Origin of the sequence: Jiangella mangrovi, from assembly GCF_014204975.1 — a bacterium.
GTDB lineage: Bacteria > Actinomycetota > Actinomycetes > Jiangellales > Jiangellaceae > Jiangella > Jiangella mangrovi.
In genome coordinates this window covers 1,292,888-1,313,006 of sequence record NZ_JACHMM010000001.1, presented here as the reverse complement: position 1 = coordinate 1,313,006, position 20,119 = coordinate 1,292,888, and the positions used below count along the sequence as shown (strand labels likewise).

The following is a 20,119-nucleotide window of genomic DNA, read 5'->3' as shown; positions in this document are numbered from 1 at the left end:
GGCCTCGAATGACGGGTATGAGTCCGACGATGGAGAAGACGGCAGTGGTGCTGTTCACCCGCGACCTGCGGGTGCGCGACCACCCGGCGCTGGCCGCGGCCTGCGAGCACGCCGACCGGGTGGTGCCGTTGTTCGTGCTGGACGACGCGATCCTGGGCGGCCGGTTCGCCGCGCCCAACCGGGCCGCGTTCCTCGCCCGGGCGCTGGCCGACCTGCGCGAGCAATTGCGGCAGCGCGGCGGCGACCTGGTGCTGCGCCGCGGCGACGTGGTCGAGGAGACCATCGCGGTGGTCGCCGAGGCCGGGGCGACGGCGCTCGTGTGCAGCGCCGATGTCAGCGGCTACGCCCAGCGCCGCGAGCGCCGGCTGGCCGGCGCGTGCGCGCAGCAGGGCGTACGGTTCACGACCTACCCCGGTGTGACGGTGGTGCCGCCCGGCGCGCTCCTCCCGGCCGGCGGCGACCACTACCGTGTCTTCACCCCGTACTGGCGGGCCTGGGACGCCGTCGACTGGCGCCGGCAGCTCGCGGCCCCCCGGACGATTCCCGGTGGTCAGGCCGTCGATCGCATCGGCCGGCTCCCGTTCGCCGGCGAGCTGGCCGACGGCGACACGTCGCCCGACCTGCCCGACGGTGGCGAGACCGCCGGGCGCGCCGTCCTCGACGCGGCCGTCAGACGGGCCGGCGACGGCGAACCGGACCTCGACGACCTCGCCGGCGACCGGACCTCGCGGCTCAGCCCGTACCTGCACTTCGGCTGCGTCTCGCCGCTCGAGGCGGCGAACCGGCTGGTCGACCGCGCCCCGGAGCAGGTCCGGCAGCTGGCCTGGCGCGACTTCCACCACCAGGTGACGGCGGCGGTCCCGTCCGTCGCCACGAAGGACTACCGGCGCCGTGACGTCGAATGGCGCGACGACGCCGACGCGCTGCGGGCCTGGCAGGAGGGCCGCACGGGCGTGCCGATCGTCGACGCCGGCATGCGCCAACTGCTGCGCGAGGGCTGGATGCACAACCGCGCGCGGCTGGTCACGGCCTCGTTCCTCACCAAGAACCTGCGCATCGACTGGCGCGACGGCGCCGCGCACTTCTTCCGCTGGCTGGTCGACGGCGACGTCGCGAACAACGCTGGCAACTGGCAGTGGGTGGCGGGCACCGGCAACGACACCCGGCCCAACCGCGTCCTCAACCCGCTGCGTCAGGCCAAGCGGTTCGACTCCGACGGCGCCTACGTCCGCCGCTACGTCCCCGAGCTGCGCGACGTCGACGGCGCCGCCGTCCACACGCCGTGGACGCTCCCGGATGACGAGCGCAAGGAGCTGGACTACCCGGACCCCCTGCTCGACCTCTGACGGGGTGGCAGCGGGACGAAGCCGCTGGTCCGCTGGACGTACTCGGCGTAGCCGGGCCGCTCGGCCATGCGCTTCTCGGTCAGCGGCTTGCCCGTCCCGCGCGCCAGCACGAACGTCATGAGCAGCGGCGACGCGACGGTGGCGGCGCCCGGCCAGGTGACGCACGCGCACAGCCACAGGCCCCACCAGACGCAGGCGTCGCCGAAGTAGTTGGGGTGCCGCGTGTAGCGCCAGAGCCCGCGGTCCATGATCCGCCCGCGGTTCGACGGGTCGGCCTTGAACCGGGCCAGTTGCCAGTCGCCGACGGCCTCGAGGACCAGCCCGGCCGCCCACACCACGACGCCCAGCCCGACCAGCCACCACGCCGGCTCCAGCGTCATGTACTGCGCCACCTGCACCGGCAGCGAGACGAACCAGAGGATCACCGCCTGCGGAAGGCAGACCCAGAGCGCCGTCACGCGCACCCGGCCCCCGTCGTGCCGGGCGAACAGGTCCTCGTAGCGCGGGTCCTCGCCCTTGCCGTGGTTGCGCCGGTGCAGGTGGACGGCGAGGCGGACGCCCCAGGCGACGGTGAGGACGGTGACCACCGCCCGCAGCACGTCGTCGCCGTCGCCGGCCGACGCCACCCAGCCGACCACGGCCACGAGCGCGAACCCGGCGCCCCAGACGGTGTCGATGACGACGGCGGCGCCGCCACGGGCCACCCACAGGACGACGCCGGCCATGAGCACGACGACGGCCGCGGCGGTGAGCCCGAGGTTCGGCCCGAGCCCGGCCCAGGCGACGCCGCCCATCAGCGCCGCTCCGCCAGGATCTGGTCGACGCCCATGCGGCCCTCGTCGAACGCGGCCGCGCCGCCGGCGAGGTAGAGCCGCCAGACCCGCGCGGTCCGCTCGCCGGCCAGCGCGACGACATCGTCCCAGTGCGACTCCAGGCGGCCGGCCCAGAACCGGATCGTGCGCACGTAGTGCTCGCGCAGCGCCTCGACGTGGCGCAGCTCGAACCCGGCGGCGGCGACCATGCGCAGCGTCTCGGGCAGCGGGCGCATGTGCATGTCCGGCGCGATGTAGGACTCGATGAACGCCCCGCCGCCGGCCGCCTGCGGCCCTCGCGACATCTGCTGCAGCAGCAGCCGTCCGTCGGGACGGACGATCCGGTGAAGCACCGCCGCGTACTCCGGGTAGCGCTCCTGGCCGACGTGCTCGCCCATCTCGATCGACGCGACGGCGTCGGCCGCGGTGTCGCCGATGTCGCGGTAGTCGCGCAGCTCGACGGTCGCCCGGTCGCCGAGTCCGGCCCGCGCGATCCGCTCGCGCACGTACTCCGCCTGCGACCGCGAGATCGTGTAGCCCGTGACCCGGGCGCCGTACTCGGCGGCCGCGTGCAGCACCAGCGAGCCCCACCCGCAGCCGACGTCGACCAGGTGGTCGCCGGGGTGCAGCTCCAGCTTGCGGCAGACGAGGTCGAGCTTGGCCCGCGACGCCGCCGCGCCGTCGCCGTCGCCCATCTCGGGCGTCCAGAGGCCGCACGAGTACGCCATGGTCTCGTCCAGCAGCAGCTCGTAGAAGTCGTTGCCGAGGTCGTAGTGGTGGCTGATGGCCGCGCGGTCGCGGCGCTGGGTATGCCGCCGTCCGCGCAGCCGGGCCTCCTCGGGCGGGGCCGGCGGCGGTGCGCCGATGAGCCGCCAGTCGCGCGCCGCCCGCCACGCCGACCGGACGGCGGCCGGCCGCGGTCTCGTCTGCCGCGCCGCGAACGCGGACCGGGTGTGCGAGAACGCCGCGCCGAGATCGCCCTCGACGTCCAGGTCGCCGGCGACGTACGCACGGGCCAGGCCCAGCTCGCCGGGCCGCCACAGCAGCCGGCGCAGCGCCATGGGCGAGCGCAGCACCACGACGGGCGCATCGGCGGGGCCGGCCAGGCTGCCGTCCCAGGCCCGGATCCGCACCGGCGGCTCCGCGCCGAGGACGTCCCCGAGCAGCCCGTGCAACCGATCCGCGGTCGCCGTCGTCATCGCACCCCTCCTGCCCCGAGCGTGTACTGCTCGACGTCCAGCCGGCCGGTGCGGAAGCCGGCCTCGCAGTAGGCGAGGTAGAACTCCCACATCCGCCGGAACACCGGGTCGAAGCCGAGCGCGCTGACGGCGTCCGCGGCGGCCAGGAACCGCTCGCGCCACTGCCGCAGCGTCTCGGCGTAGTGCGCGCCGAACGAGCGGCGCTGCAGCACGGCCAGCCCGCCGTCGCGCAGCGCGTGCGCCCGGATCGCGACCTCCGACGGGATCAGCCCGCCGGGGAAGACGTACTTGTGGATCCAGGTCCACGAGTGCCGGGTGGCCAGCAGGTGGTCGTGCGGCATGGTGATGGCCTGCAGCCCGACCCGTCCGCCCGGCGCCAGCGCCCGGCCCAGCGCGGCGAAGTAGTCCGGCCAGTGCCGCTCGCTGACCGCCTCGATCATCTCGACGCTGACGACGGCGTCGTAGCGGCCCTCGACGTCGCGGTAGTCGCGCACCTGGATGTCCACCAGATCCGCCACCCCTGCCGCCTCGACGCGTGAACGGGCCAGCCGCGCCTGCTCCTCCGACAGCGTGACGGTGGTGACGCGCGCCCCGCGCTCGGTGGCGGCGCGGACCGCCAGCGCGCCCCAGCCGGTGCCGATTTCGAGCACCCGCGAGCCCGGCCGGACGGAGGCGGCGTCGAGGACGGCGTCGATCTTGCGCAGCTGGGCCCGCTCGAGGTCGTCGCCGGGCTCGAACAGCGCCGACGAGTAGGTCATGGTCGGGTCGAGGAACAGCGCGAACAGCTCGTTGGAGAGGTCGTAGTGGCGGCTGACGTTGCGCCGGGCGCCCGCGCGGTCGGCCAGCTCCGCGGCCGGCATCGATGGCTGGAACGCCCGGCGCAGCTTCTGCAGCGGCGGCGGCACCAGGCTGGTGAGCCGGGCGGCGAACGCCGTCAGCAGTCCCGCGAGGTCCGGCGCGGTCCAGGCGCCGCTCATGTAGCCCTCGCCGAAGCCGATGAGCCCGTCACGGCCGAGGCGCGCGTAGAACTCGTGCGGCCGCAGCACCTCGAGCACGGGCCGCCGGTCGCCGGGCGGCCGGTCACCGGGCGCGTCGGCGCCGCCCGCCTCGCGCAGCCGGACTCCGGCCACGCGCGTGGCGTGGGCGATCGCCGTCCGGGCCGCGCGGAGCCGGGCCGCACCCGCCGCCGGCACGCGGGCGACGTCGGGCCAGAGACCGGCGTCGATCTCGGTGAGCGTGGTCATCTCGGCTCCCCCTGAGGCCGGGGCACGACGGGCACGCGGCGCAGCCAGAGCCGGATGCCCTGCCAGCGGATCAGCGCGGTGACCCGCAGCGGTGCCCAGGGGTGGCGCAGCAGCAGCCGGAACAGGTGGGGGACGGTGGCGGGGCGGCGCCGGCCGGTCAGCGACGCGGCGAACGCGAGCCGGTCGCCGTCGGGACCGGGACGCGTGAGCGTGACCGACAGCCGCAGCCGCCGGCCGGGGCGGGGGACCGTCATGGCATAGCTGCCGTCGACGGGGAAGAACGGCGACACGTACAGCTCCTTCGCGGTCGTCGCCCGGTCCTGCTCGTCAGGTCGCAGGACGTAGGCGTGCCGGCCCCCGTAGGTGTTGTGCACCTCGGTGACGACGCAGACCGTCTCGCCGCCGGCGCCGAGGCACCAGAACACCGTGATCGGGTTGAACACGTAGCCCAGCACGGCAGCGTTGGCCAGCATGAGCACGCGACCGCCGTCCAGAGTCATACCCCGGGTGGCCAGCCACGATTCCAGCCCGGCCCGGATCGTGGGAGCGGAACCGGCGAAATGGTCGCGGGCCCGGAACGCCGCGAGGGCACGCAGCGGCCGCGGCAGCCTCGGCAGGTCGTCGACGTCGACCAGCCACAGGTAGGTGCGGTAGCCGAACGTGCGGCGCACCCGCTCGTACCGGGTGTGCCTGACGCGCGCCGCGTAGAGCGCCGGCGCCGTCACCACGCGACCCCCAGGTGGGCGGCCGCCCGCACCCCCGACGCGCAGCCGTCCTCGTGGAAGCCCCACCCGTGCCAGGCGCCGGCGTACACCGTCCGGCCGGTGGCGAGATCCGGCAGCCGCCGCTGCGCCGCCACGGTCTCGACCGTGTGGATCGGGTGCGCATAGACCATGCGGGCGACGACGGCGTCAGCGGCCACCTGGTCCGTGGCTCCGAGCGTGACGACGTACTCCCGCCCACCCGCCGCCCCCAGTCGGTGCAGCCGGTTCAGGTGGTACGAGATCGCGACCGGCGCCTGGGCCCCGGCCGCCCCGGCGCCGTCCCCGCACGACGGCACCACGTGGTTCCACGACGCCCACGCCCGCCGCTCGCGGGGCAGCAGCGTCGCGTCGGTGTGCAGGACGGTCTCGTTGACCGAGAACCCGAACGTCCCGAGCACGTCGCGCTCGGCCGGCGTCGGGTCCTCGAGCAGCCGCAGCGCCTGGTCGGCGTGTGTCGCCACGACGGCGTGGTCGAACCGGTGCACCGTGTCCGACGCCTCCCGCAGCCACACGCCGTCGGCGCCGCGGCGCAGGCCACGCACCGGCGTGGCCGTGCGCACCGAGGTGAGGTTCTTGGCCGCCCGTTCCACGTAACTGCGCGACCCGCCGGTGACGGTGCGCCAGCGTGGCGACCCGCCGACGGCGAGCATGCCGTGGTTGTCGAGGAACCGGAACAGGAAGCGCGCGGGGTAGGCCAGCGCGTCGTCGCGGCCGGCGGACCAGACCGCCGACACCAGCGGCACGACGAAGTGGTCGGTGAAGTAGGGCGTGTGCCGGTGCCGGGCCAGGAACGCGCCGAGCGTGAGCCCGTCGTCCCCCGCATCGGCGCCGGCCAGAAGGGCCCGCGCCCGCCGGTGGAACGCCGTGATCTCGCCCAGCATCCACAGGAACCGGGGCCGGGCCACGGACCGGCGCTGGGCGAACACGCCGTTCGGGCCCAGCGCGCCGGCGTACTCCAGCCCGCAGGACCGGCAGCTCACGCTCATCGACATGTCGGTCTCGGTGGTCGCGATCCCCAGTTCGCCGAACAGCCGGACCAGCTGCGGATAGGTGCGCTCGTTGTGCACCAGGAACCCGCTGTCCACCGCGATCGGCGCGCCGCCGTCCGGTCCCGGGACGTCGTGGGTGTGCGCGTGGCCGCCGAGCCGGTCGTCGGCCTCGAACAGGTGCACGTCGTAGCGGCGCTGCAGCAGGTGGGCGGCGGTGAGTCCGGCGACGCCGGACCCGATCACCGCGACCGACGGGCGCGAGGCGGACCGATGCTCCATGACCGGGGTTCGCGGCCGCGACCGGCGCGGATTGGTCGCCGCCCGGACCAATCCAGGGCGGCCTCGGCCCCGAACATCTCTCAGCCAGGTGGGACGATGACGGCGGAGGACGCTGGATGGTGACGTTGCGATCGGTGCCGGCCGGAGAGCCGGACCCGGAGTCCGGCGACCGGCTCGGCCGGCTGCTCGGGCGCTGCGCGCGGGGCGACCACGCCGCGTTCGAGCAGGTCTACGACGCGATGGCCGGACCCGTGCTGGGCATCGCGACCACGGTGGTGCGCAACCGCGCGCTCGCCGAAGAGGTCGCGCAGGACGTCCTGGTCGAGGTGTGGCGCACGTCGTCGCGCTACCAGGCCGGCCGCGGCAGCGCCCGCGGCTGGATCATGACCATCGCGCACCGCCGCGCCGTCGACCGCGTCCGCCGCGAGCAGGCCGACAGCGACCGCGACGACCGGGTGGGCCGGCGCGACGACGAGCGGCCCTACGACCACGTGGCCGACGACGTGGAGATGACGCTGGAGCGCGAGCAGGTGCGCCGCTGCCTCGATTCCCTCACGGACCTGCAGCGCGAGTCGGTCGCGCTGGCCTACTACGACGGTTACACCTATCGCGAGGTCGCGCAGCTGCTGCAGGCGCCCCTCGGAACCGTCAAGACGCGGCTGCGCGACGGGCTGGTCCGGCTGCGCGACTGCATGGGGGTGGGGCGATGACCAAGCCCGCGGATGCCGGCATCCACACGCTCGCGGCGCCGTACGCGCTGCACGCGCTGCCGGACGACGAGGCGCGCCGGTTCGAGGCGCACCTGGAGCGGTGTGCCGACTGCCGGGTCGAGGTCGACGAGCTGCGCGAGACCGCAGCCCGGCTGGGCGCGGCCACCGCCGTCACCCCGCCGCCACGCATGCGCGAGGACGTCCTGGCCCGGGTCGCCGAGGTGCGCCCGCTGCCGCCGCGGGTCGCGACCGGCCCGGCGCCGGTGCTGCGCCGCTGGTGGCCGCGGGTCGCGACCGGCCTGGTGGCGGCGCTGGTGGCCGGCATCGTCGTGCTCGGGATCCGGCTGAACGACGTGCAGGATCGGCTGGACCAGTCACAGGCCGTCGGCGCGCAGATGCGCCAGCTGGTCGAGGCCGACGACATGCAGATGATCCGGGTCGGCGAGGGCGAGAGCCGGGGGACCGTGCTGGTGGCGCGGTCGCTGGACGTCGCGGTGTTCATCGGCGACGGCATGGCACCGGCACCCGCCGGGCACACCTACCAGCTGTGGCTCATGCACGAGGACGGGCCGGTGGTGTCCGCCGGCGTGCTGGGCAGCCCGCCCGACGGCCACGTCGGCCCGGTGACGGCGCGCGGCCTGACCGGTGTCGACCGTCTGGGCATCACCGTCGAGCCCGACGGCGGGTCGCCGCAGCCCACCACCGACCCCGTCATGATGATCGACTTGCCAGCCTGATCATGCCGCTTGTCACAAGTGGATCATGACAATACGGGTCAAACGGTCACGTTCCGGTATACACTCCCCGCGAAGACGTACCAGGCACTGTTTTCGCCTGATGGTCAGGAAACCGCGAGCCTGACCTGCCTGGCGATCATGGCTCGGCCTCGCCGTGCCATGGGCCGGCGCGCAGGTCTGTGCGACACCTCGGGGGGAGGCGTCGGCGTTGCGCGACACTGTGTCCACACTGCCCGCGTTGCCGCGGGACCTCAACGAGCTGCAGCTGCCCATCCCGGTGCAGCCGCGGCCGCCGCGACCTCGTCCCCTGCGCACCTGGTTCCGCCGGCACGGGCCCGATTTCGCCTGGCTGGCTCCGCTGCTGACGCTGGCCGGCTTCGTGCACGCCGCCGGCATGACCCGCTCGCCCGGGTTCACCGAGGTCGAGGGGCGGACGGTGGCACGGGTCACCGACGGTGCGTGGTCCCTGCCGGGAGACCTCGGCCTCGCGCAGCTGGCGGCCTGGATCGAGCCGGCCGGTGCGCTGGAGCGCGCGGAGCACACCGTCGCCGCCGGTCGCGAGGCGATGCTGGTCGTCCTGCTGCTCGGCGTCGTCCTGCTGTGGGTCCTGGCCCGGCGGCTGGGGGTGGCCCGGCCCGCCGCCGCGGTCGCCGTCGTCCTCTTCGCCGTGTCGCCGCTTGCCCTGCATGTCCACCGCATGGTGCACGTCGAGAACGTCGCGGTGCTCTGGACGCTGCTGGCGTTCGCGCTCGCGACGGCGCGCCGGCGCCAGTTCGTCGCGTTCCCGGCCGCGGGCGTGGCCGCGCTGCTGGCGGTGGCGACCGAGGCGACGTTCCTGCTGTTCGCCCCGTTCGTCGTCTGGACCATGTGGCAGCAGGTGCGGACGCGGGCGCGGCGGCTGGCGCTGACCGGGCTGGGCGCCGCGGCGGCCGTCGGAGGCTACGCGTACGTGCTGGTCACGCTCATCGGCCGGGAGCCGCTGCCGGGCGAGGAGTCGCTCGGCGACCTGTGGGCGCTGGATCCGGTGCTGCTGGCGCTGACGCCGGTGGCCGCGATCGGCGCGCTGCTGTTCCGGCCGCTGCGACCGCTCGGCGCCGCACTGCTCACCCTCGTGCTGCTGATCGTGCTGCCGGCCGGGTCGGCACCCGTCGCTCTGACGGTCGCCGCGGTGCCGCTGGCGGCGCTGCTGCTCCCGGCGGGCGCGCACCGGCTGGCGGTCCGGCTGATCGCCGTGCGCGGCCGGCCCGAGGCGACCCCGCTGGGCATCATGGCGACGACGGCGGCGGCCGTGCTGGTCGTGGCCGTCGCGGCGACCTGGCCGGGTGAGCTGCGCCCGCTGCTGCGCGACAACCCGATCGCGCCGGTCGAGCAGGCCGAGCGCTGGCTCGAGGCGAACGTGCCCCGCGACGGCCGGCTGGTCGTCGACCACACCATGCGGGCGGACCTGCTGCGGTCCGGGTTCGGCGCGGGCGGGGTGCTGCCGTTCACGAGCTTCCGCACGGCCGAGCTCCCGGCGGAGGCGCGGCCGCTCGGTGCCGCCGTTCCGGTGGCGCAGCGGTTCGAGCCGCGGCCGCCGGGCTGGACGCACTACGACTACGTGGTGTCGACGGCCGCGCTGCGTGCCGACGACACCGACCGGCCCGACGTCCGGGCGGCGCTGGCCGAGTCGACGCCGGTCGCCGAGTTCGGCACCGGCGACGACCGCGTCGAGATCCGCGCGATCCACCCGTTCGGCCGCGAGGTCGCCGAGGCCGTGGCCGCCGACGAGAGACGCCGGGTCCAGTACGCCGCCGGCCAGCTGATGCGCAACGACGCCCTGACCTTCGACGCCGCCGCCCGGGAGATCGCGGCCGCGGGCCGGATCGACCCGCGGCTCGTGATCGTCCTCGGCAAGCTCTCGGGCACGCACGAGCTGGACATCGCACTGCCGGCACTGCCCGGCGAGGACGCGGGCACCCGGCGGCAGCTGGTGCTGAGCGGGCTGCCGACCGACGACGAGGCCGCCCGGCTGGCGCTGTGGCTGCTCGGGCAGCCCGCGCCGTTCACGCCGGCGAACGTCGACACCGACGGGACGACCGTCGTCGCCACCTACTCGCTGGCCGCTCCCGGCGGCCTGCTCCCCGCAGCACCTGACATCACCACTGAGGAGTCATCGTCATGAAGCGTCTCGTCACATCGCTGGCCACGGCCGTCGGAGTCGCCGCCCTGGTCGCCGGCACCGCCACCGGCGCCCAGGGGACCGAGGAGCCGGCGGCCGAGGGCTGGGCCCGCCTCGCCCACCTCTCGCCCGACACCCCCGAGGTCGACGTCAGCCTGACCGGCCTCGACGGAGAGTCGGTCCTGCAGCTCGAGGACGTCGGCTACGGCGACGTGTCCAACTACGCGCGGCTGCCCGCGGGCACCTACACCGCGGCGATGCGCCCGGCCGGTGCGCCCGCGGACTCCGACCCGGTGATCACCGCGGCCGTCGAGATCCAGGACGGCGTCGCGATCACCGTGGCCGCGGTCGGCATGAACGCCGACCTGTCCGGCCGGATCCTCGTCGACGACCTCACCCCGCCCGCCGCGGGGAACGCCCGGGTGCGGCTCATCTCGGCGGCCGTCTCGTCGCCGTCGGTCGACGTCAGCACCGACACCGGCGAGGTCCTGGCCGACGACGCCGCGTTCGGCACGGCGACGGACTACAGCGAGGTGGCCGGCGGGCGCTGGACGCTGGAGATCAGCAGCGACGCGGGCACCGGCAGCACCGAGGTCGACCTCGCGGCCGGCAGCGTCAACACGCTGTTCGTGCTCGACGTCGACGGCGAGCTGAACGTCATCGGCGTCGTCGACAGCACCGGCACGCCCGAGTCGCCGGCCGGCGGCGTGCAGACCGGCGGCCGCGGGCAGGCCGAGAGCTCCGGGTGGTCGACGCCGCTCGGCGCGGTCGCGCTGGTGGCCGGGCTGACCGCCGTCACCGGGGTGCTGGCGCGCCGGCGACGCGTGGCATGAGACGAGCCGCGACGGCGCTGGCGGTCGCGGTCGTCCTGGCCGCGTCCGCCGGCGCCTGCGCGCGAGACGACGCGACAGTGCCGGCGGCGGGGGCCGGCCCGGTGACGACGGCGACCGCTGCGGCACCGCCGAGCCACGCCGAGGCGACCACCGGTCCCCGGCCGATTCCCGTCGACGACACCGTGCCCGTCCGGGTGCGGATCCCGGCCATCGGCGTCGACAGCGCGCTCGAGACCCTGACCCGCGAGGACGACGGCCGGCTGGCGGCGCCGCAGGACTGGCAGTCCGCCGGCTGGTTCGCCGGCGGACCCGTGCCCGGCGCGCCCGGCCCGGCCGTCATCGCCGGGCACGTGGACTCACCGAGCGGACCGGCGGTGTTCGCCCGGCTGGCCCGGCTCCGTCCCGGCGACCGGGTCGAGGTCGAGCTCAGCGACGGGCGCACCGCCGGCTTCGAGGTCGACGGCAGTCACACCGTCCCGCAGGCCGACTTCCCGACCGACGAGGTCTACGGGCCGGTGCCGGACCGCCAGTTGCGCCTCATCACGTGTCACACGTTCGACGAGGCCGCCGGTCACTACGTCGACAACCTGGTGGTGTTCGCCACCCTGGCTCAGGACCAGTAGACGATGACCTTGTCGCCGACGTGCACCTGGTCGAACAGCGACTCGATGGCGTCGCGGTCGCGGACGTTCACGCAGCCGTGCGAGCCGCCGTTGTAGCCGTTGGCCGCGAAGTCGGGCGAGTAGTGCACCGCCTGGCCGCCGCTGAAGAACATCGCGAACGGCATCGGGGTGTCGTAGAGCGAGGACACGTGGTCGCGCGACTTCGAGTTGACCTGGAACGCGCCCTCGCGGGTCGGCGTGAGCTCGGTGCCGAACCGGACGTCGAGCGTCATGCGCACCTCGCCGTCGACCACCCAGCGCAGCGAGTTGGTGGACTTGTCGACGCACAGCGCGCGGCCGGTGAGGCAGCGGTCGTCGAGGCCGGCCGTCTCGCCGCCGTTGTTCTCGGGCGCGCGGTTGTTCAGCTCGTCGTCGGTGGGCGTGCGGGTCATCGAGACCAGCTTGTCCCAGGTGCGCTGGTCGACCTCGCCGGTGGCGGGGAACTCGCGCTTCTCCTGGAAGCCCTTGACCGAGGCCGCCGTGGTGTCGCCGTAGGTGTCGGTGACATCGCCGCTGTACCAGTCGATCTGCTTGAGCCGGGCCTGCAGCTCGCGGACCTGGTCGCCGGTGTCGCCGGGTCCGAGGATGGCCGGGCCGGGCGTCAGGACGTTGTTCAGCTCGTCCTCGGTAGGCGTCTGCGTCATCCCGACCAGGGTGTCCCAGGTGGCCTGGTCGACCTCGCCGGTGGCCGGCAGCTCGCGCTTGCCCTGGAACCCGGAGACCGCGGCGACGGTGACGTCGTCGAACTCGCCGGTGATCTTGGGCTCGTACCACTGCAGCTGCTTGAGCCGGGCCTGCAGCTCGCGGACCTGGTCGCCGCTGGCGCCGGCGGCCATGAGGGCCTCGGGCGTGGGAGTGCTGGTGGGAGTCGGCGTCGAGGTGGCCGTCGGGGTGGGGGTCGGGGTTGCCGTCGGGGTCGGGGTGTCCGTCGGCGGCTGCTCTGCCGGCAGCGTCGCGGCGCGGCCGGAACCGCCCGGGCTGGCCGACGCCGGCTCGTCCCCGCCGAACTGGTTCAGGCCGATGAGCACGGCCGAGACCACGGCGACGGCGAGCACGGCGATGAGCAGGCCGAGTTTCCTGCCTCGCGTCACGATTGTTCCTTCCCCTCCCGACGACGTCCCCTCGACGCCGCTCCCACCCTGAAAGACTCGTCAAGCCTCGACCAGGTTGCCGTCGAAACACGACAATGTGTATTACGACTCGGTCTCGAAGTCACGGAACTCTCGGGCTTTCACGATCTATGTCGCGAATCGGTCGTTATCGAATGCGCCCAGGTACTGTGCCAGGGAATCGGGCGGCGCCGCAGCCGGTTGAGCGAACTGTGATGTCGGGCACGCGCGGACCGCGCAGGGTGATGATGCTGAGCGTCCACACCTCCCCGCTCGACCAGCCCGGCGGCGGCAACGCCGGCGGCATGAACGTCTACGTCGTCGAGCTGGCCCGCCGGCTGGCCCGCCTCGGCATCGAGGTCGAGGTGTTCACCCGGGCCACGTCCTCGGACCAGCCGCCGGTGGTCGAGACGTCGCCGGGCGTCCTGGTGCGCCACGTCGCGGCCGGCCCCTACGAGCTGCTGCCCGTCGCCGAGGTGCCGGCCCAGCTGTGCGCTTTCACGTCCGGCGTGCTGCGCGCCGAGGCGCGGCGCCCGCCCGGCTGGTACGACCTCGTCCACTCGCACTACTGGCTCTCCGGCCACGTCGGCTGGCTCGCGACCAGCCGCTGGGGAGTGCCGCTGGTGCACTCGATGCACACCATGTCGAAGGTGAAGAACCTGGCGCTGGCCGACGGCGACCGTCCCGAGCCGCGCGAGCGCGAGCTCGGCGAGGAGCAGGTGGTCGAGGCCGCCGACCTCCTGGTCGCCAGCACCGCCGACGAGGCCGCCCAGCTGGCCGAGCTGTACGGCGCTGATCCCGATCGTGTCGCCACCGTCCCGCCGGGCGTCGACCTCGACGTCTTCTCGCCCGGCCCGGCGGCCGCGGCCCGGGCCCGCCTCGGACTGCCCGCCGACGCCGTCGTGCTGCTGTTCGCCGGGCGCATCCAGCCGCTCAAGGCGCCCGACGTGCTGGTGCGCGCCGCGTCCCTGCTGCTCGCCCGCGACCCCGAGCTGCGCGAGCGGCTGGTCGTCGCCGTCGTGGGCGGGCCGTCGGGGTCCGGCCTGGCCGAGCCCCATGCGCTGACCCGGCTGGCCGACTGCCTCGACGTCGCCGACGTCGTCCGGTTCGAGCCGCCGGTGGGGCAGCGGGCACTGGCCGACTGGTACCGCGCCGCCGACCTCACCGCCGTCCCGTCCTACAGCGAGTCGTTCGGCCTGGTCGCGCTCGAGTCGCAGGCCTGCGGCACGCCGGTCGTCGCGGCCGCCGTGGGAGGGCTGCGCACCGCCGTCGCCGACGACGTCTCCGGCGTGCTGGTCGACGGCCACGACCCCGCCGACTGGGCGGACGCCGTCGCCGGCATCATCGGCGACCCCGGGCGGCTGCGCCGGCTCGGCGCCGGTGCGGTGGCGCACGCCGCGGAGTTCGGCTGGGACGCCACGGCGGCTCGTATGCTCGACGTCTACACGACAGCGTTGCAGCGCCGGCAGGTGATGACAGCATGACGACCGACGACGGTCCCGCCGCCGTCGTCCGCGCCTACCTGGACGAGTCCGGGCAGCCGTGGGACGAGGCCGCGCCCGGCGAGTTCGCCGTCGAGCTGCCCGGCGAGCGCAAGCTGAAGACAGCCTGCAGCCTCGCCGTCCGCGACCACAGCCTGGTGGTCAGCGCGTTCGTGGCCCGCAGGCCCGACGAGAACCACGAGGCCGTCTACCGGTGGTTGCTCGAGCGCAACACCCGGCTGTCGGGCATCGCGTTCGCCGTCGACCCCGCCGGCGACGTCTACCTCGTCGGCCGGCTGCCGCTGCACGCCGTCACCACCGCCGAGGTCGACCGTCTGCTCGGCATCGTGCTCGACACCGCCGACTCCTCGTTCAACACCATTCTCGAGCTCGGGTTCGCCACGTCCATCCGGCGGGAGTGGGAGTGGCGGCTGTCCCGCGGCGAGTCCACCCGCAACCTGGCCGCCTTCGAGCACCTGCGCCCCGCGCCCTAAACTGACCGCCATGACCTACCGCCTGGTGCTGCTCCGTCACGGCGAGAGCGAGTGGAACGCGAAGAACCTCTTCACCGGGTGGGTCGACGTCGACCTCACCGCGGCCGGCGAGGCCGAGGCACGGCGTGGCGGCGAGCTGCTGAAGTCGCGCGACGTGCTCCCCGACGTCCTGCACACGAGCGTGCTGCGCAGGGCCATCCGCACCGCCAACATCACCCTCGACGTCGCCGACCGGCACTGGGTCCCGGTGCGCCGGCACTGGCGGCTCAACGAGCGCCACTACGGCGCGCTGCAGGGCAAGGACAAGAAGCAGACGCTGGCGGAGTTCGGCGAGGAGCAGTTCATGCTCTGGCGCCGTTCGTACGACACCCCGCCGCCGCCCATCGACCCCGGCGACGAGTACGCCCAGACCGGCGACGCCCGCTACGCCGACCTGCCGCCGGAGCTGCTGCCGGCCACCGAGTGCCTCAAGGACGTGCTCGAGCGGTTCCTGCCGTACTGGTACGACGCCATCGTGCCCGACCTGCGCCTCGGCCGCACCGTCGCCGTCGTCGCGCACGGCAACTCGCTGCGGGCGCTGGTCAAGCACCTCGACGACGTCTCCGACGACGCCATCGCGGGCCTGAACATCCCCACCGGCGTACCGCTGCTCTACGAGCTCGACGAGTCGCTGCGCCCGGTGAACCCCGGCGGCGAGTATCTCGACCCCGAGGCCGCCGCGGCCGCCATCGAGGCGGTCAAGAACCAGGGCCGCTAGTTCCTCGTCCACCGTCGGCAAGGGCGTCACCAGGCAGATCCTGGTGGCGCCCTTTCGCGTCAGACGTATGACGAGTTCTCCGTCGCACAGCTGATCCGTGGCGGCCCTCTGGACACGCGCGCGCGATGACTGGTACAACCCTGGCTAGACATCGGATGTTTCGCCGATGTCACCGGGAGCGCCAGGCACGATCTCATGGAGGACTCGACGATGAGGACCACGACGACCGGCCGGGTCGTGCTCGCGCTGGCGGCGGCGAGCCTGCTGCTCGCCGCGTGCAGCGACGACGGCGGCACCGCGAGCACGGGCGGCGACGGCGGATCCGGCGGCGACGGCGGCGGTGACGGCGCGGTGGGCCCGATCGCCCTCGACCTGCCCCGCTCCGACTCCGACTTCTGGAACTCCTACGCCAGCTACGTCCCGCAGTTCGCCGACGAGCTGGGCATCGACCTCATGGAACCCACCAACTCGCAGAACGACGTCGCCGCGCTGGTGGCGAACGTGCAGGCGCTGACCAGCCAGGGCGCCGAGGCCGTGGTCATGGCCCCGCAGGACACCGGCGCCATCGCGTCGACCATCGAGCAGCTGAACGACGACGGCGTCCCCGTCGTCACCGTCGACACCCGCCCCGACGAGGGCGACGTGTTCATGGTGGTCCGGGCCGACAACCGCGCCTACGGCGAGCAGGCCTGCCAGTTCCTGGGCGAGCAGCTCGGCGGCACCGGCAAGGTGGTCGAGTTCCAGGGTGCCCTGTCGTCGGTCAACGGCCGCGACCGGTCCGAGGCGTTCGCCGAGTGCATGGCGGCGAACTTCCCCGACATCGAGGTGTTCGAGGAGCCGACGGAGTGGGAGGGCGCTGCCGCCGCCGCGGCGCTGCAGACCCGGCTCACCCAGCACCCGGACATCAACGGCATCTACATGCAGGCCGGCGGCGTGTTCCTGGCGCCGACGCTGCAGGTGCTGCGCGACCAGGGCAAGCTGCTGCCACCCGACGACCCGAACCACATCACCATCGTGTCCAACGACGGCATCCCGCAGGAGTTCGAGGCGATCCGCGAGGGCCACATCGACGCGACGGTGTCGCAGCCGGCCGACCTCTACGCGCAGTACGCGCTGTTCTACGCGAAGGCCGCCGTCGAGGGCGAGACGTTCGAGCCCGGCCCGACCGACCACGACAGCACCATCATCGAGGTGCGGCCCGGGGTGCTCGAGGACCAGCTGCCCGCCCCGCTGGTGACCATCGAGAACGTCGACGACCCCGAGCTCTGGGGCAACCAGATCACGCAATGACGACCACCACCACTCCCGTCGTCGCGGCGCGCGGCCTGGTCAAGCGGTACGGGCCGACCACCGCGCTGGACGGCGCCGGCATCGTCGTGGCGCCCGGCGAGATCCACGGTCTCGTCGGGCGCAACGGCGCGGGCAAGTCGACGCTGGTCTCGATCCTCACCGGGCTGCAGGCGCCGGACGAGGGCGAGCTGGCGTTCGGCGGACGCCCGGCGCCGTCGCTGTCCGACCGCGATGCCTGGCGCGAGGCCGTCGCCTGCGTCTACCAGAAGTCGACGATCATCCTCGACCTCAGCGTGGCCGAGAACCTCTTCCTCGACCGGCAGAGCGAGCGGGGCCGGCCGATCCGCTGGCCGGCGCTGCGCCGTCGCGCCGCCGAGGTGCTGGAGCGCTGGGACGTCGGCGTCGACCCGGCGGCGCACGCCCGCGACCTGTCCGTCGAGGCGCGGCAGATGGTCGAGATCGCGCGGTCGCTGTCGTTCGGCGCCCGATTCGTCATCCTCGACGAGCCGACGGCGCAGCTCGACGGCCCGGCTGTGGAGCGGCTGTTCGACCGCATCCGCGCGCTGCAGGCGCAGGGCGTGACGTTCCTGATGATCTCGCACCACCTCGAGGAGGTCTTCGGCCTCTGCCACACGGTGACGGTGTACCGCGACGCGCAGCACGTGCTCACCACGCCGGTCGCCGACATCACCCACCGCGGGCTGGTCGACGCGATGACGGGCGAGGCGGCGGCCGGGTCGACGGCGCGCGAGGCCCGGCCCGGGCTCCCGTCGTCCGCCGGCGAGAGCCTGGTGGTCCGCGGCCTCACCGTCGACGGGCACTGCCAGGACGTCGACCTGACCGTGCGGGCCGGCGAGGTCGTCGGCCTGACCGGCATCGGCGGCAGCGGCAAGACGCCGGTCGCCGAGGTCGTGGCCGGCCTGCGCGCGCCGTCGGCCGGCACCGTCGAGGTGGCCGGGCGGAAGCCGAAGCCGGGTAGCGTCCCGGCGGCGCTGCGGGCCGGCGTCGGCTACGTGCCGCAGGACCGTCACCGCGAGGGGCTGGTGCCGCTGCTGTCGGTGGCCGAGAACGCCAGCCTCACCATCGGCGACCGGCTCGGCCGGTTCGGCTGGATCGACGCCCGCCGGCGGCGCCGGTTCGCCGAGCGCATGATCGGCGAGCTGGACATCAAGACCGACGGCCCGGAGCAGCCGGTCGCCGGGCTCTCCGGCGGCAACGCTCAGAAGGTGGTCATGGCCCGCGCCCTGGCCACCGACCCACGCGTGCTGGTGCTGGTCAACCCGACCGCCGGCGTCGACGTGCGGGCCAAGGAGTCGCTGCTGGCCACCGTCGACGCCGCCGCCCGCGCCGGGACGGCCGTGCTGCTGGTGTCCGACGAGCTCGAGGACCTGCGCGTCTGCGACCGGGTCGTCGTCATGTTCCGCGGCCGCGTCAGCACCGAGCTGCCGCGCGGCTGGACCGACCACGAGATGGTCGCCGCTACGGAAGGGGTCGCACCGTGACCGAGACCACCGTCGCCACCGAGCTGCCCGGCGGCCCGGGCGGGCGAACGCCGCGGCGCCCGTCGCTGCGCTTCGCCCGGCTCCGCGACCTCGCCCTGGTGCCGGCCATCGTGGTGCTGCTGGTCATCGGGACGCTCGTCGACCCGGTCTTCCTGACCAGCGGCAACCTCATCAACGTGCTGCAGCAGCAGACCGAGCTGTCGCTGCTGGTGCTCGCCGAGGTGCTCATCCTCATCGCCGGCCGGCTGGACCTCTCGCTGGAGTCGACCGTCGGCCTGGCTCCGGCCATCGCGATCGCGCTGGTCATCCCGGCGGCCAGCAACGGCCTGGGCACCGAGCTGCCGGCCTGGACGGCGCTGCCGCTCTGCCTGCTGGCCGGCGTGCTCATCGGTTGCTTCAACGGCCTGCTGGTGGTGCGGTTCGGGCTGTCGGCGTTCATCGTCACGCTCGGCATGCTGATCGTGCTGCGCGGCCTGCAGATCGGCATCACCGAGGGGCAGAACCTCTTCGACATCCCGGAGTCGTTCACCTACCTCGGCTCGACCCGCTGGCTCGGCCTGCCGGCGTCGGTGTGGATCTGCGCGGCCGCGTTCGCCATCGGCATGGTCGTCCTCGGCTCGTTCCGCTCCGGCCGCGCGTTGTACGCCGTCGGCGGCAACGAGGACGCCGCCCGGGCCGGCGGAATCCGCGTCGGCCGGGTGGTGTGGGGCGCGCTCATCGCGGCCAGCACGCTGGCGGCGCTGGCGGGCGTGCTGATGACCGGCCGGCTCGGCTCCGTCGCCGCCGCACAGGGCGAGGGCATGATCTTCACCGTGTTCGCCGCCGCGGTCATCGGCGGGGTGGCGCTGTCCGGCGGCAAGGGGACGGTGTTCGGCGCGCTCTGCGGCGTGCTCGTCCTGGGCCTGGTGACCAACATCCTGACCCTCGGCGGCGTGTCGGCCCAGTGGATCCAGGCCATCTACGGAGGCATCATCCTGGCCGCCCTGGTGCTGGCCCGGCTCACTACCGGCAGGGCCCAGGATTGACCGGGCCGCGCGCGTATAGTCCGGTCAGGGCCGCAAGGGGGAACGACGCATGGCAGTGACCGACGTCGCGATCGAGAAGATCAAGCAGATGATCGTCAGCGGGGAGCTGAGCCCGGGCGACCGGCTGCCGCGCGAGGCCGACCTCGCCGAACGGCTGGGGCTCTCGCGCAGCTCACTGCGCGAGGCGGTCCGCGCGCTGTCGCTGATCCACGTGCTCGACGTGCGGCAGGGCGACGGCACCTACGTCACCAGCCTGTCGCCCAACCTGCTGCTCGACGCCATGGCGTTCGTCGTCGACTTCCACCGCGACGACACCGTCCTGCACTTCCTCGAGGTGCGCCGCATCATCGAGCCGGCCGCCGCGGCCATGGCGGCCGTGCAGATGACCGACGACGCCATCCAGAAGCTCGAGCAGATCATGGCGCCCCTTGGCCCCGACACCGGCGTCGAGGAGCTGGTCACCAGCGACCTCGAGTTCCACCGGCTCATCGCCGAGGGCTCCGGCAACCCGGTGCTCTGCTCGCTGGTCGAGAGCCTGTCCGGGCCGACGCACCGGGCCCGGGTCTGGCGCGGCCTGACCCAGGAGGCGGCGGTGGCGCGCACCCTGGCCGAGCACCGCGCCATCGTCGAGGCGATCCGGGCCCGCCAGCCCGACGTGGCCCGGTCCTGGGCGACGGTGCACGTCGCCGGGGTCGAGCAGTGGCTGCGCGAGGCGCTGACGGCCTAGC

19 protein-coding genes are annotated in these 20,119 nt (G+C 74.1%); 13 read left to right on the top strand and 6 right to left on the bottom strand.

Translation table 11 applies throughout. The features are described from left to right. Nucleotides 1-8 precede the first annotated feature (8 nt). Nucleotides 9-1,346, top strand: coding sequence for an FAD-binding domain-containing protein (locus HD601_RS06065; RefSeq protein ID WP_184820216.1), 1,338 nt, complete (start codon nt 9-11; stop codon nt 1,344-1,346). Here HD601_RS06065 and HD601_RS06060 read toward each other — a convergent pair. The 5 genes from HD601_RS06060 to HD601_RS06040 are packed head-to-tail and all read right to left on the bottom strand — an operon-like array spanning nt 1,319 to nt 6,633. Continuing rightward, nucleotides 1,319-2,140 (bottom strand): DUF1295 domain-containing protein, encoded by an 822-nt coding sequence (locus HD601_RS06060; protein WP_184820214.1) that lies wholly within the window; start codon nt 2,138-2,140, stop codon nt 1,319-1,321. The genes HD601_RS06065 and HD601_RS06060 overlap by 28 nt on opposite strands. Continuing rightward, nucleotides 2,140-3,357, bottom strand: coding sequence for an SAM-dependent methyltransferase (locus tag HD601_RS06055; RefSeq protein WP_184820212.1), 1,218 nt, complete (start codon nt 3,355-3,357; stop codon nt 2,140-2,142). The genes HD601_RS06060 and HD601_RS06055 overlap by 1 nt, the downstream gene beginning before the upstream one ends. Beyond that, on the bottom strand, nt 3,354-4,601 hold the full coding sequence (locus HD601_RS06050) for an SAM-dependent methyltransferase (protein ID WP_184820210.1): 1,248 nt from the start codon (nt 4,599-4,601) through the stop codon (nt 3,354-3,356). Before HD601_RS06050 ends, HD601_RS06055 begins: the two co-directional genes overlap by 4 nt. Further along, nucleotides 4,598-5,326, bottom strand: a complete 729-nt coding sequence (locus tag HD601_RS06045; protein ID WP_221440586.1) for a DUF1365 domain-containing protein — start codon at nt 5,324-5,326, stop codon at nt 4,598-4,600. Before HD601_RS06045 ends, HD601_RS06050 begins: the two co-directional genes overlap by 4 nt. Next, entirely contained in the window at nt 5,323-6,633 is a 1,311-nt protein-coding gene (locus tag HD601_RS06040; RefSeq protein WP_184820206.1) for an NAD(P)/FAD-dependent oxidoreductase, read from the bottom strand. Before HD601_RS06040 ends, HD601_RS06045 begins: the two co-directional genes overlap by 4 nt. A 116-nt stretch (nt 6,634-6,749) precedes the next feature. Here HD601_RS06040 and sigK point away from each other — a divergent pair, with 116 nt between their 5' ends. From sigK to HD601_RS06015, 5 genes are all read left to right on the top strand, one after another. Further along, nucleotides 6,750-7,343 (top strand): ECF RNA polymerase sigma factor SigK, encoded by a 594-nt coding sequence (gene sigK, locus HD601_RS06035; protein ID WP_184820204.1) that lies wholly within the window; start codon nt 6,750-6,752, stop codon nt 7,341-7,343. Further along, entirely contained in the window at nt 7,340-8,080 is a 741-nt protein-coding gene (locus tag HD601_RS06030) for an anti-sigma factor (RefSeq protein ID WP_184820202.1), read from the top strand. The genes sigK and HD601_RS06030 overlap by 4 nt, the downstream gene beginning before the upstream one ends. Nucleotides 8,081-8,288: 208 nt before the next feature. After that, nucleotides 8,289-10,241 carry a hypothetical protein gene (locus tag HD601_RS06025; protein ID WP_184820200.1) on the top strand — a complete coding sequence of 651 codons (1,953 nt, stop codon included), beginning with the start codon at nt 8,289-8,291 and terminating at the stop codon, nt 10,239-10,241. Further along, on the top strand, nt 10,238-11,071 hold the full coding sequence (locus HD601_RS06020; protein ID WP_184820198.1) for a DUF4397 domain-containing protein: 834 nt from the start codon (nt 10,238-10,240) through the stop codon (nt 11,069-11,071). The genes HD601_RS06025 and HD601_RS06020 overlap by 4 nt, the downstream gene beginning before the upstream one ends. Beyond that, nucleotides 11,068-11,694, top strand: a complete 627-nt coding sequence (locus tag HD601_RS06015; protein WP_184820196.1) for a class F sortase — start codon at nt 11,068-11,070, stop codon at nt 11,692-11,694. The genes HD601_RS06020 and HD601_RS06015 overlap by 4 nt, the downstream gene beginning before the upstream one ends. Here the strand turns inward: HD601_RS06015 and HD601_RS06010 are convergent. After that, nucleotides 11,682-12,824: a peptidoglycan-binding protein gene (locus HD601_RS06010; RefSeq protein ID WP_221440585.1), complete on the bottom strand. Its 1,143-nt coding sequence runs from the start codon at nt 12,822-12,824 to the stop codon at nt 11,682-11,684. The two genes, HD601_RS06015 and HD601_RS06010, sit on opposite strands and share 13 nt — an antisense overlap. Before the next feature lie 263 nt (nt 12,825-13,087). On the opposite strand from HD601_RS06010, the gene mshA reads away from it, so the two are divergent. The 7 genes from mshA to HD601_RS05975 all read left to right on the top strand — a co-directional run bounded on the left by mshA (nt 13,088) and on the right by HD601_RS05975 (nt 20,118). Then, a complete protein-coding gene (mshA, locus tag HD601_RS06005; protein ID WP_246400711.1) occupies nt 13,088-14,326 on the top strand; it encodes a D-inositol-3-phosphate glycosyltransferase in 1,239 nt (412 codons plus the stop codon). Beyond that, nucleotides 14,323-14,817 carry a type III secretion system chaperone family protein gene (locus HD601_RS06000; RefSeq protein WP_184820192.1) on the top strand — a complete coding sequence of 165 codons (495 nt, stop codon included), beginning with the start codon at nt 14,323-14,325 and terminating at the stop codon, nt 14,815-14,817. The genes mshA and HD601_RS06000 overlap by 4 nt, the downstream gene beginning before the upstream one ends. Nucleotides 14,818-14,827: 10 nt before the next feature. Further along, on the top strand, nt 14,828-15,574 hold the full coding sequence (locus HD601_RS05995) for a phosphoglyceromutase (RefSeq protein ID WP_184820190.1): 747 nt from the start codon (nt 14,828-14,830) through the stop codon (nt 15,572-15,574). A 210-nt stretch (nt 15,575-15,784) separates the two neighbouring features. Then, a complete protein-coding gene (locus tag HD601_RS05990; protein WP_184820188.1) occupies nt 15,785-16,864 on the top strand; it encodes a sugar ABC transporter substrate-binding protein in 1,080 nt (359 codons plus the stop codon). Further along, entirely contained in the window at nt 16,861-18,366 is a 1,506-nt protein-coding gene (locus HD601_RS05985; RefSeq protein ID WP_184820186.1) for a sugar ABC transporter ATP-binding protein, read from the top strand. Before HD601_RS05990 ends, HD601_RS05985 begins: the two co-directional genes overlap by 4 nt. Continuing rightward, nucleotides 18,363-19,391, top strand: a complete 1,029-nt coding sequence (locus tag HD601_RS05980) for an ABC transporter permease (protein ID WP_221440582.1) — start codon at nt 18,363-18,365, stop codon at nt 19,389-19,391. The genes HD601_RS05985 and HD601_RS05980 overlap by 4 nt, the downstream gene beginning before the upstream one ends. Nucleotides 19,392-19,440: 49 nt before the next feature. Beyond that, nucleotides 19,441-20,118 carry a FadR/GntR family transcriptional regulator gene (locus HD601_RS05975; RefSeq protein WP_184820184.1) on the top strand — a complete coding sequence of 226 codons (678 nt, stop codon included), beginning with the start codon at nt 19,441-19,443 and terminating at the stop codon, nt 20,116-20,118. Nucleotide 20,119: the final 1 nt, after the last annotated feature.